Consider the following 11,771-nt stretch of genomic DNA (forward strand, 5'->3'; position numbering starts at 1 on the left):
CCCGTCACGGATGGCGGCAAGGAAGCCTGCCGCCCGTGTCTTCCGTCAGCCTTATCCGGCCAGTGCCTCGCTCAATGCTTCGGTCGGATCGTTGCCATCCACCGTTGTCACGCCGTCCAGCCATGGCGTCGCGGCCTCGGGGTTATCTTTCAACCATTCTTTCGCCGCGTCCATAGGATCTTGCCCGTCATTCAGGATTTTGCCCATGACCTCGTTTTCCATCTCGAGGGTAAATTCAAGGTTTTGCAGGAATTGCCCGATATTGGGGCATTCCTCGAGATAACCCGTGCGGGTATTGGTGCGCACTTCAGCGCCCCCCAGATCCGGGCCGAAAACCTCATCGCCGCCGGTGAGATAGGTCATTTCGAACTGTGCATTCATCGGATGGGGCTCCCATCCAAGGAAAACCACCGGTTTCTCGGCGCTGTCGGCGCGCGAGACCTGTGACAGCATGCCCTGTTCGCTGGATTCGACAACCTCGAACGTGCCAAGACCGAACTTGTCCTCGGCCACCATCTCCAGCAGCAGGCGGTTGCCGTCATTGCCCGGCTCGATCCCGTAGATCTTGCCTTCAAGCGCATCCTTGTGTTCGGCGATCTTCGCGAAATCGTCGATGCCAAGATCCGCCCCCGCCTTGTTGGTGGCCAATGTATATTTGGCGCCGGTCAGATTGGTGCGGACGGTATCGACGGTGCCCGCCTCGTCATAGGGGCCGATATCGGCCTCCATCGTCGGCATCCAGTTGCCAAGAAACACATCGACATCATCCGTGGACAGCGCCGTATAGGTCACCGGGACGGACAGAACCTTGGTTTCGGTTTCGTAGCCGATACCCTGAAGCACGGTCGAGGCAATCGCCGTCGTTGCGGTGATATCGGTCCAGCCGACATCCGAGAACACGACCTTGTGACATTGCTCGGGCTCGGCGGCGAAAGCGGAACCTGCCGTGGTGGCAGCCAATGCCAGCGCGGCGGTAATGCGGGAAATGGTCATTTTTTGCTCCCTGTTATTGATTGACCAGTCAATTAAACATCGGTTACAGTGTCAAAGCAACCAAAAACTCCGACAGCGGGTGTCCAGATGCCGAAACTTGGGGCCGAGCCTATCCGAAAAGCAGCGCTGATCAACGCTGCCATTACAGAAATCGGGCGGGCGGGATCGCTGGATGTGACCGTCGCGCAGATTGCGCGCGCTGCCGGCATGTCGCCTGCATTGGCCCATCATTATTTCGGCTCGAAAGAGCAGATCTTTCTCGCGGCGATGCGCCATATCCTGACAACCTACGGAAAATCCGTACGCGAGGCATTACCGGGAAACGGTCCGCGCGGCCGCTTGGACGCAATTCTGAATGCCAGTTTCGCGCCGCTGAATTTCCGGCGCGAGGTGATCAGCGCATGGCTGAATTTTTACGCGCTCGCCCTGCTGAACAATCAGGCAGAACGTCTGCTGAGGGTCTATCATTGCCGGTTACGCTCCAACCTGATCGTCGCGCTTGAGCCGCTGACCGGTCATCCCGCCGACATCGCCGATACGCTTGGCGCTCTGATCGACGGCGTCTATCTGCGCGCCGTGCTGACCCGCGGCCCGACCGATGGCGCGGCGGCCCTGAATGTCATCAACGATTATCTCGAAGAGGTGCTTAAATGACGCTGAACGCCCAACCCGCCGCCAGCCTGTTCATCGGCGGACGCCCGGTCGAGGGTGAAGGCGGGGCGCTGCCGGTCCTGTACCCCTATACCGGCGAAGAAATCGCCAGCCTGCGTGAAGCTTCGGCCGGTCAGGTAGCCGAGGCTTGCCGTGTCGCGGCCCGTGCCCAGCCGGCATGGGCGGCACTGGCCCCGGCTGAGCGTGGCCGCGTCCTGAGCCGGGCCGCCGCCATCATCCGCGAACGGAACGAGGAATTGTCGCGGCTGGAAACGCTGGATACCGGCAAGCCGATTCAGGAAACGCTGGTCGCAGACTGGGAATCGGGTGCGCAGGCGCTTGAATTTTTTGGCGGGCTGGCCGCCTCGATCACCGGGCAGATGATCCCTCTGGGGCGGGACTGGGCCTATACCCGGCGCGAACCGCTGGGCGTCTGCGCAGGAATCGGCGCCTGGAATTATCCCAGCCAGATCGCCTGCTGGAAGGCTGCACCCGCCCTGGTGATGGGGAATGCGATGGTCTTCAAACCCTCCGAGGAAACCCCGCTTGGCGCATTGAAACTGGCCGAGATCCTGCTTGAGGCCGGGTTGCCCGCCGGAATCTTCAATGTCGTTCAGGGCCGCGCAGAAGTCGGTGCGGCCCTCGCCACCGATCCGAATGTGGACAAGGTATCGCTGACGGGCTCGGTTCCCACCGGGCGCAAGGTCTATGCCGCCGCTGCCGAAGGAATGCGCCATGTCACGATGGAACTGGGAGGGAAATCCCCGCTGATCGTGTTCGACGACGCCAATCCCGAACATGCGGTCAGCGCCGCCATGCTGGCGAATTTCTATTCCTCGGGGCAGATCTGCTCGAATGGCACGCGGGTCTTCCTGCAAGAGGGTATCCGCGACGCCTTCCTTGACCGTCTGGCCGAGCGGGTGCGCAATGTCCGCATGGGCGATCCACTGGATCCGGCGACCACGCATGGCCCGATCATCAATCCCGCGCAGGCCGGGAAAATCCGTGCCGCCATCGCATCGGGACTGGAACAGGGGGCGCGGCTTCTCTGTGGCGGCCCGGGCGAAGGCGCGTTCATCCCGCCAACCGTCTTCACCGATGCAAGCGATGAGATGACCATCACCCGGGATGAAATCTTCGGCCCGGTCATGACCACGCTTGGCTTCCATGACGAGGAAGAGGTCATCACCCGCGCCAACGCAACCGGCTTCGGCCTTGCCGCCGGCGTGTTCACGCAGGACCTGACCCGCGCGCATCGCGTTATCGCACAGCTTCAGGCCGGAACCTGCTGGATCAACAGCTATAATCTGACCCCGGTCGAGATGCCCTTCGGCGCCGTCAAGCAATCCGGTCTGGGGCGGGAAAATTCCGCCGCCGCGATCGAGCATTATTCGCAACTGAAATCCGTCTATGTGGGGATGGGCGGCGTGGATGCCCCTTATTAGGCGATATCGGTTTTGCGTCCCGCGAAGGCCGGGAAGGGCTGTCTGCCCTCCCCGGACCCCACCCGAAGGTATTTTTGCAAAGAAGAAGCGGAACCCGGTTGTTCCCGAAACTGGTAGAAAGATGCAGTCATGAGCCAATCGGATTATGTCATCGTCGGGGCAGGCAGCGCCGGTTGTGCCCTGGCTTACCGTCTGACCGAAGCGGGCCGGACCGTTACCTTGATCGAGTTCGGAGGCAGTGACCGGGGAGTGTTCATCCAGATGCCGGGCGCGCTCAGCTACCCGATGAACATGCCCCGCTATGACTGGGGGTATTCAAGCCAGCCCGAGCCGCATCTGAACAATCGCCGCCTCGCCACTCCGAGGGGGAAGGTGCTGGGCGGCTCATCCTCGATCAATGGCATGGTTTTCGTGCGCGGCAACCGCAAGGATTTCGACCATTGGGCCGCAAGCGGCGCAACCGGCTGGGGCTATGAGGATGTGCTGCCATATTTCAAGCGCATGGAGACATGGCATGGCGGCGAATCGGCATGGCGCGGCGACAGCGGGCCGCTGCATATCACCCGCGGCAAGCGCAGGAATCCGCTCTTCAACACCTTCATCAAGGCCGGCCAAGAGGCGGGCTGGCCTTATACTGCGGATTACAACGGCGAGCATCAGGAAGGTTTCGGCCCGATGGAGGCGACGATCTGGAAAGGCCGCCGCTGGTCGGCCGCCAATGCCTATCTGCGCCCGGCCCGGAAGACAGGACGTCTGCGGGTGATCCGCGCCCTTGCCCAGCGGATCCTGCTGAACGGCACCCGCGCCTTTGGCGTCGAGATCGAACGGGATGGCAAGGTCGAGCAGATCACCGCCGGGTCCGAGGTCATCCTGTCGGCGGGTTCGATCAATACGCCGAAACTGCTGATGCTGTCGGGGATCGGCCCGGAAGCACATCTGCGGGATCATGGAATCGCACCGGTCGCAGACCGGCCCGGCGTGGGCGCGAATTTGCAGGATCATCTTGAGATCTACATGCAATACAAGGCGTTGAAGCCGGTCAGCCTGTATACCTATTACAATCTTCTGGGCAAGGCCCGGGTCGGCGTGGAATGGTTGTTGCAGAAGACCGGGCTTGGCGCATCGAACCAGTTCGAAAGCTGCGGCTTCATCCGTTCGGGCGAGGATATCGATTATCCGGATATCCAGTATCACTTCCTGCCTTTGGCGGTTCGCTATGACGGCAAGGCGGCGGCCAAGGGGCACGGTTTCCAGGCGCATGTCGGACCAATGCGTTCGAAATCGCGCGGCACGGTCCGATTGGCCTCGGCCGATCCCGCCGAAGCGCCCGAGATCCGGTTCGACTACATGTCGCATCCCGACGACTGGAAGGAGTTCCGGGCCTGCGTGCGCCTGACGCGGCAGATCTTCGATCAGCCCGCATTCGCGGAATACCGGGGCGACGAAATTCAGCCCGGAACCGAAGTTCAAAGCGATGAGCAGATCGACGGTTTCATTCGCAAACATGCCGAATCCGCGTTCCATCCCTGCGGCACCGCAAAGATCGGGCAGCCTGACGATCCGCAGGCCGTGGTCGATCCCGATCTTCGCGTGATCGGAACAGGGAATCTTCGGGTAGCCGACAGCTCGGTCTTCCCGCGCATTACCAATGGCAACCTGAACGGCCCCTCGATCATGATCGGAGAGAAGGCGGCGGATCACATTCTGGAAAAATAGCTCCGGATCGCCGCGGCTCGGCGACGTCAGCCGACGCTTACTCCCGCGAACAGCGCCGCCAGATCGACCGTATCGCGGTTGTTCAGGTCATCCGCATGGTTTTCCAGAAAGGTATCGGCGGCCATGCGCCCGGCCTCTTTCATCCGGACCAGCAGCCCCGGCTCTGGCATCGTCTTCGAGCGCGCCGTGAGATCGTTCATCAGCATATCGTCAAGGATCATGTGAATCAGCGGATTCTTCATGTGCTTATCCGTCAGACGGCCTTCGGAATGCAGGCGCTTGACGAAATTGATGGCCCGCAATTCGGACATCAGCGCCGAATTGAAGCTGATCTCATTCATCCGGTCGGTGATCTCCACCGGCGTCTTCGGCAGACAGTCACGGATCATCGGATTGATGTTCACGATCACGATATCTGCGGGAAGATGTTTGCGATATAACGGAAACAGTGCCGGATTGCCGGTGAACCCGCCGTCCCAATATGCATCGGTTTCGCCGGTTACGGGGTCGCGCAGCTCGATGGCGCGAAACAGGTTCGGCAGGCAGGCCGAGGCCATGACCGCGTCCGGCGTCGCCTGAGCCCCGGTGAAAACCCGGATCCGCCCGGTGCGCACATTCGTCGCTGCCACGAAAAGCTCTGGCCCCGTCTCGCTGCTGAACCCCGGATAGGGCAGCCCGCGCAATACCGACCCCAGCGGATTGGAATAGAACGGGCCATAATCATACGGGCTGAAGACCCTTGTCAGATTGTCCATCCACGCCGCGGGCGAAAACATCTCGGTCAGGCGTTGCAGACCGCGTGGCATCGGAGCCATGGAATACAGCCAGCGGACGACATTGTTGTCCGAAATCTGGCCGACCTCGCCCCATAGAAAATCCAGATTCTCGCGTGCCGCCTGCCGGCCCCGCAGACCATTATGGCGCGCCAGCCCGGCTTTCAGAGCGGCGCCGTTCAGGGCTCCCGCCGAGGTGCCGGTAATCGCGGCAATGCCCAGCCAGCTTTCATCCAGAATCCGGTCGAGCACACCCCATGCATAGGCACCATGCGCACCGCCGCCCTGCAATGCGAGATTGATGGTTTTCTCTTTCATCCCGGGCCCCTGCATTGATCGTTACGGCCCAGCATAGGGGCGGTGGGTACGGGATCACAAGATACCGGGAGACCGTTATCCGGAAATGCGAAGCCCCGGCCAGATCATTGGCCGGGGCATGCCAGAGCGATTCAAGTCAGATCACTCGGTGACTTCCATGCCGGTATCTGCCCCGGCTTCCGCTCCCGGAGCAGCGGGAGGAAGCGCCTGTTGCTCGATCGCACCATCGACCGCGCCAGCGGCATCAGGGGCGGCCGGCAATTCGCCTTCGACGGCTTCGGCGGCCGCGCCCGGTTCCGCAACACCCGGCGCAAGTTCACCTTCCGCCGCCGTCGTAGCGGCATCCGGAGCGGCGGGCGCGGCACCAGCGGCCATGGCCTCGGCCTCCGCGACGCTGATCATGCCATCGCCATCGCTGTCATAGGCTTCCAGCGTGCTTTGGGCATTTGCCCCGAAGCTTGCCTCCAACTCGGCCAGATCGAGCTGACCGTCCGCATTCGCATCCAATTCGCTAAAACCGGCGGCGCTGGCAGAACTCAACATTGCGACCGTGCCCAGGCAGGCAATGGAAGATAGCAATCCTGCTTTGATCTTCAGTTTCACGTCCGTCTCCTTATGGTTGCGTGTGTCGACGGGTGTATTCTTCCACGACCATGAGTCTTCAACACAACCGCACAAAGCCGTGGGGTCGTAAATTCGTATCATTAGGCATGGTTCCGCCGGATTATACTATTGAACTTGGCCGATTTCAGCCATCAGACCGGTGGCGGGCGACGTGCATGTCAATCCCGAAGCCATCCGCCGAATATGGAACAGCGCCAACGGCTCCACGGTACTGCCCCAGCGGGTCACGATAAACCCGACATGATCGCAATCGGGCATTTCATCAGAATCACGCAGCATGGAAGATGCTCCGTTACCACGGTTTTTATTGCGAAATTTCTATGGAAAGATTTTCCAGAATTTTGGAAACGCCGTATTCGACCGCGCATATCGGAACGGTCACGAGAAGAACACTGGCCAGATCGACAGGTTTTCACCGCCATTGGACCGCTGCTGCCCCGGATCGCATCCAATCAGATCCGCCGATATTCCTGCCTTGCCTGCCACGCGTGATTTGAAGCCATGCCCCGGCGTCTGTAGCGGATAAATCATGACGGGTTCATGCCATTTTCATGGAATGAACCGGGCAGAGATGACGCGATCAGGGGAGCACGCAGCGGGAATATCCGCCCGTGAAACCGCCACCCGAAATATGTCTCCGGGCGGCGGGATTGCGGGGATCAGACGCTTTCGTCGATCCAGCTTTTCAGCGCAGCTTTCGGAGCAGCACCCATGCGGTTCGAGATGACTTCGCCATCCTTGAACATGAACAATGCAGGGATACCGCGAACACCAAGGGCCGCGGCCTGTTCGGGGTTCTCGTCCACATTGACCTTAACGATTTTCAGCTTGCCGGCATATTCGTCCGACAGCTCTTCCAGAGCGGGGCCGATCTGTTTGCATGGTCCGCACCATTCGGCCCAGAAATCCACGATGACGGCGGTATCGGCCTTGCGGACCTCGGCGTCGAATTCAGAATCGTTCACATGCACGGTTGCCATGTCTGATGCTCCTTGAGGGATGTGCGCCGAAGGGCCGGCGCAACGGTTCCATTAACAGCTATGGACGCGGAACGCCGGGGTCAAGAGCCGCCATCACCTGATCCAGAAGTGAATCGGGAAGTTCCATCAGACTGGGCGCAGCGGTCCACAGAATAGCCGTGCGCACGGTGCGATCGGGATAGATCCCCCGCAGCGCGGCACGATAGGCGCCCATCTGGCGCAGGATACCCAAAGGTGTCTGGTCAGGTTTCTGCGGAAGTTCGGCATTCGATTTGTAATCGATCGCCAGAACCTCTTGCGCCCGCAGGATCAGCCGGTCGATCGTGCCGTGCAACAGGCCAATCCCCGGAACCGTCGCAGTCAGCCGCACCTCGCGCAGGATCTGCGCGTCCGGTGGAGGGGCCATCACCTCGGACAAATCCGGCGCGTCTATGACCGCCCGCGCCTCGTTCATCAGCGACTCGAACTCGTCCCGGTCCGGCAATCCGCCCTCGGCCCCGGTCAGGGCCGCTCTTGCCAGTCCGGGCCAGTCGTCACGCGACGAGCCGGGCAGATATTCCAGCAGCAGATGCAGCCGCGTTCCCCGACGCATCGCCGCGGCGGGATCGGCATCTTCCACCGGCGCGCCCAGCACCTTTGCCCCGCCCAGCGACGTCGCGGCGACCGGCAAGGCTGCCCGTGGAGGCGGTGGCGCAGGGCTCCGCGCCCATTCGGGAAGCTCAGCCTGCCCGACAGGCGCGAGGCCGGTTGCGATCCCGTCTTCCGGCCATTCGCCAAAGGACAGCCGCCGCACCGTGCCGACCCCATCGACCTCGATATTCCGGCAATCAAGCTTCACCCGCTCCGCGCCGTCGCGGATCAGGCCGTGCCAGCTTTCAAGCCCGTCGCCGGCATCTCCGGCGGCAGCCACGATCAGCCAGCTTTCCGCCCGTGTCATCGCCACGTAAAGCAATCGGCGGCGTTCTTCCTCTTGCCGCCGGGCAAGAAAATTGACGGCGTCAGAGACCGGATCGGGCCGCTCGCCAGCCGTGCCGCGCCATGTCTGCATGTCATCAAGACGCACGGTTCGCGCCCGGCTGTCGGCCCGGCGTTTCTGGGTTTCGGGCAGAATGACCACCGGACTTTCCAGCCCCTTTGACCCATGCACCGTCATGATGCGGATCAGCCCACCCTCGCCGCCGGGAAGTTGCCGCTTGACCTCGACATCATCACCGGCAAGCCAGACAAGAAAGCCGATCAGCGAGGGCGGCTCGAACCGTTCATAGGCCAATGCCTGCGACAGCAGCTCGGTAATCCCGTCCTCGGCCTCGGCTCCCAGACGGGCAAGCATCGCGTTTCGACCATCATGCCGGGTGAGCAGCCGCGAGATCAGATCATAGGGCCGGATGATATCCGCCACACTGGCCAGATCGCGCAATGTTTCAAGCGCCTCCTGATGCGCGGATTCGCCCAGTCGCTGCCATAGCGAAACGCGACCGCGACCTGCGGCCAGCCGGTACAGATCATCCTCGGACAGGCCGAACAGGGGCGAGCGCAGCGCAGCGGCCAGCGACAGATCGTCCTCGGGCGTAACCAGCACGGAAAGCGTGGCGACGATGTCGCGTACTGCCAGTTCGGCGGCCAGTTTCAGCCGGTCCGCCCCGGCCACGGGCAAATCCAGCACCTTGCATTCGCGGATAAGTTCCTCGAACAGCGCAGCGCGGCGCTGCACGAGGATCTGGATATCCCCCGGCCCGATTGCGCGGACCCGCTTGGCCTTGGCGTCAAAGAACGGCGTCCCGATCATCGCCTTGATCTGTCCCGCAATCGCCCGCGCCAGCATCACACTGGCCGAATTCTCGGCGGGCGCATCCACCGGATCGGTCCAGTCGCCCGGCTCGGGCTTGTCGGGCTCGGGGATCGGTGGCCAGATATCCACCCGCCCCGGCAGAGTGTCACGAAAGGCGATATGGCGCGGAGGATCGCCAAGCCCCTGCGCCGCATCGCCCTGAAACACCGCATCGACCAGCGACAGGATCGCCGGGGACGAGCGGAAGGAATGCGACAGCCCGCGCTGCTGCATCGGGCTTTGGATCGCCTGAAAATCCTGTTCGAAACGGTCGCGCATTTCCTCGAACACGGCGATATCGGCACCCTGAAAGGAATAGATCGACTGTTTCGGATCCCCCACCACGAACAGGGTGCGATTGTGGCTTCTGGCCCCTGCGCCGCTGGTGAATTCATCGGTCAGGCTGCGGATGACCGTCCATTGCCCGGGGCTGGTGTCCTGCGCTTCGTCCACAAGGATATGGTCGATCCCGCCGTCAAGCCGCCACAGCACCCATTGCGCCACGCTGGATTCATGCAGCAGCCGGGCGGTGCGACGGATCAGGTCGTCGAAATCCAGCCAGCCATGCGCAGCCTTCCGCGCTGCCAGCCGCTGCGTGAACTCATGGGCGAAGCGATGCAATGTCAGTGTCTTCTGGGCGATATCAAGCGCCATCGCCTGCGGACGCGCATCCTGAACGCGCAACATCAACGCGTTCAGATCGTCCGTGAAAGGCGCGGCGGGGCCGTTCTGCAAAGCCTTCGTCAGAGCCTTGCCGATCTTCGCGGCGAATGGGGTTTTCGTACCCGCACCCGTCAGCAAAGCATCCATCAGCAGAGAAAGCTCTGCCAGACCCGGCGAATACCAGTCGCCCCCTTTCAGCTTGGCCGCCAGCTTCTGATCGTTGATGCTTCCACCCGCGAGGATCGGTATAAGCGCATCGAAAAGCCCCCCTTCCTCGCCCGTGAACACCGCGCCCAGCAAAATCTCGTGATCCAGCCCGTTGGGCAGGTCCAAAGCAGACCAGATCGCATCGGCATCGGGCGGGCCGCTGAAATCCGCCTCGGACAGGCCCGACAGAAAGCGATCCAGATCGTCACCGCCATGCAGCGCCGTCAGATCGCGGATCGCCGGATGATCCTCTTCCGCCATTTCCTCGATGATGGCAAAGCGAAGAGCGCGGGCGCTGCGCTCATCAAGCTCGGCAAAGCCCATGGGCACGTCCGCTTCCAAAGGAAACCGCCTCAGAAGCGCCGCGCAGAAACTGTGAATTGTCTGTACCTTCAGCCCGCCCGGCGCCTCGATGGCGCGGGCGAACAGCCTGCGCGCCGCAGCCAGATCGACTTCGCCTTGCTCTCCCAGTTCGCGAAGCGCCGCTTCCAGCTTCGCCGCGGGCAGCATCGCCCATTCACCAAGCCGTTTCAGCAGCCGGTTCTGCATTTCCGTCGCCGCGGCCTTGGTATAGGTCAGACACAGGATCCGCTCGGGCGCGGTGCCGTGCAGCAGCAGCCGCGCAACCCGGTCGGTCAGCACCCGCGTCTTGCCCGAGCCGGCATTGGCCGTCAGCCATGTCGAACGGGCAGGATCGGCCGCTTCGATCTGGTTTCTGGTCGCCTCATCCATGATCGCCGACCTTCCGGGGCTGCGCCTTCTCGGTCAGCACCCACTCGCCATAGCGGGCAAGATGATCGTAATCGCCCGCGTAACTCAGGAGTTCCGGCGCCCGCATGGCGACAAAACCCGCCTGCCCGGACAGATAATGACCGATCAGCCGGACGAAGCCATCCCAGCTTTCGGCCTCCATCTGCTCGGAATAATCGCGCGGCTCGGTCCGGCCCTCACCGCCAAGCCGGATATAGCGGATGCCCGCGACCTCGACCGGGCCAAGTTCCGAAAACCCTCCGCGCCGAGCCATGGCGGCTTCAAGCATCAGCTGCTTGTCGAAATGCGCCATCTGCTTGTCACTCGGCGGCTTGCCGGACTTATAGTCATAGATCATGACCCTGCCGTCATTCAGCAGATCGATGCGGTCAGGCTTCGCGATCAGGCGGAAATCCATTCCGTTCAGCGACACGGCGCCGCGATTCTCGATCACCTGCGGGCGTCCTTCGCTCAAACGGGCAAGCTCATCCCTGACGACCTGATCGGCAATCCTCTCGATCCGGGCCTGCCAGAATGCACGGGCCGAGGGCCAGGGAACCTGTTCTTCAAGCACCTCGGCGGTGATCCGCAGCAATCGTGTGCGCAGTTCCGCCGCGCCCAGATCCGGCCCCGGACCGGTTTTCAGCAAATGCTCGACGATCGAATGCAGCGTCTGGCCGCGCAGGGCGGCGTCGGGTTCGGGCCGCAACGGGTTCAGCTTGCGCAGTCCAAGGACACGCCTGGCATAGACAGCATAAGGGTCGCGGATAAGCTGCGCGATCTCGGTGACAGGCAATTGCCGGAACGGCGGAGCGGGCGGGAC

General features: G+C 62.2%; 11 protein-coding genes. 3 read left to right on the forward strand and 8 right to left on the reverse strand.

Going from position 1 to position 11,771, the window contains the following annotated elements:
* Positions 1-51: 51 nt before the first annotated feature.
* A complete protein-coding gene (locus tag D3P04_RS20195; protein WP_119751672.1) occupies positions 52-993 on the reverse strand; it encodes a choline ABC transporter substrate-binding protein in 942 nt (313 codons plus the stop codon).
* Positions 994-1,080: 87 nt separating this feature from the next.
* Between D3P04_RS20195 and betI the strand changes: the two genes are divergently transcribed.
* From betI to betA, 3 genes are all read left to right on the forward strand, one after another.
* On the forward strand, positions 1,081-1,647 hold the full coding sequence (gene betI / locus D3P04_RS20200; protein ID WP_119751673.1) for a transcriptional regulator BetI: 567 nt from the start codon (positions 1,081-1,083) through the stop codon (positions 1,645-1,647).
* Between the two features lie 2 nt (positions 1,648-1,649).
* Entirely contained in the window at positions 1,650-3,089 is a 1,440-nt protein-coding gene (gene betB, locus D3P04_RS20205; protein WP_182912949.1) for a betaine-aldehyde dehydrogenase, read from the forward strand.
* Positions 3,090-3,218: 129 nt separating this feature from the next.
* Positions 3,219-4,805 carry a choline dehydrogenase gene (gene betA / locus D3P04_RS20210; protein WP_119751675.1) on the forward strand — a complete coding sequence of 529 codons (1,587 nt, stop codon included), beginning with the start codon at positions 3,219-3,221 and terminating at the stop codon, positions 4,803-4,805.
* 26 nt (positions 4,806-4,831) lie between these two features.
* Here the strand turns inward: betA and D3P04_RS20215 are convergent, their stop codons facing one another.
* The 7 genes from D3P04_RS20215 to D3P04_RS20235 all read right to left on the reverse strand — a co-directional run.
* Positions 4,832-5,896, reverse strand: coding sequence for a patatin-like phospholipase family protein (locus D3P04_RS20215; RefSeq protein ID WP_119751676.1), 1,065 nt, complete (start codon positions 5,894-5,896; stop codon positions 4,832-4,834).
* 141 nt (positions 5,897-6,037) lie between these two features.
* Positions 6,038-6,499, reverse strand: coding sequence for an EF-hand domain-containing protein (locus tag D3P04_RS20220; RefSeq protein WP_182912944.1), 462 nt, complete (start codon positions 6,497-6,499; stop codon positions 6,038-6,040).
* A gap of 126 nt (positions 6,500-6,625) precedes the next feature.
* Positions 6,626-6,799, reverse strand: a complete 174-nt coding sequence (locus tag D3P04_RS23470; protein WP_182912945.1) for a hypothetical protein — start codon at positions 6,797-6,799, stop codon at positions 6,626-6,628.
* A 99-nt stretch (positions 6,800-6,898) separates the two neighbouring features.
* Positions 6,899-7,051, reverse strand: coding sequence for a hypothetical protein (locus D3P04_RS23475; protein WP_182912946.1), 153 nt, complete (start codon positions 7,049-7,051; stop codon positions 6,899-6,901).
* A 128-nt stretch (positions 7,052-7,179) separates the two neighbouring features.
* Complete coding sequence (gene trxA, locus D3P04_RS20225; RefSeq protein WP_119751678.1) at positions 7,180-7,500, reverse strand: thioredoxin; 321 nt, start codon at positions 7,498-7,500, stop codon at positions 7,180-7,182.
* Positions 7,501-7,558: 58 nt separating this feature from the next.
* Positions 7,559-10,930, reverse strand: coding sequence for a double-strand break repair helicase AddA (addA, locus tag D3P04_RS20230; protein WP_119751679.1), 3,372 nt, complete (start codon positions 10,928-10,930; stop codon positions 7,559-7,561).
* A partial coding sequence (locus tag D3P04_RS20235; RefSeq protein ID WP_182912947.1) for a PD-(D/E)XK nuclease family protein occupies positions 10,923-11,771 on the reverse strand: 849 nt, incomplete at its 5' end. The genes addA and D3P04_RS20235, both read right to left, overlap by 8 nt.

It is taken from the genome of Paracoccus onubensis (genome assembly GCF_003591515.1).
In the GTDB taxonomy this organism is placed as follows: domain Bacteria; phylum Pseudomonadota; class Alphaproteobacteria; order Rhodobacterales; family Rhodobacteraceae; genus Paracoccus; species Paracoccus onubensis.

Excerpts from the sequence above, each read along its gene's own strand:
- D3P04_RS20195 (WP_119751672.1), bottom strand. The coding sequence starts at position 993 with ATGACCATTTCCCGCATTACCGCCGCGCTGGCATTGGCTGCCACCACG.
- D3P04_RS23475 (WP_182912946.1), bottom strand. The coding sequence starts at position 7,051 with ATGATTTATCCGCTACAGACGCCGGGGCATGGCTTCAAATCACGCGTG.
- addA (WP_119751679.1), bottom strand. The coding sequence starts at position 10,930 with ATGGATGAGGCGACCAGAAACCAGATCGAAGCGGCCGATCCTGCCCGT.
- D3P04_RS23470 (WP_182912945.1), bottom strand. The coding sequence starts at position 6,799 with ATGCTGCGTGATTCTGATGAAATGCCCGATTGCGATCATGTCGGGTTT.
- betI (WP_119751673.1), top strand. The coding sequence starts at position 1,081 with ATGCCGAAACTTGGGGCCGAGCCTATCCGAAAAGCAGCGCTGATCAAC.
- trxA (WP_119751678.1), bottom strand. The coding sequence starts at position 7,500 with ATGGCAACCGTGCATGTGAACGATTCTGAATTCGACGCCGAGGTCCGC.
- D3P04_RS20215 (WP_119751676.1), bottom strand. The coding sequence starts at position 5,896 with ATGAAAGAGAAAACCATCAATCTCGCATTGCAGGGCGGCGGTGCGCAT.
- betA (WP_119751675.1), top strand. The coding sequence starts at position 3,219 with ATGAGCCAATCGGATTATGTCATCGTCGGGGCAGGCAGCGCCGGTTGT.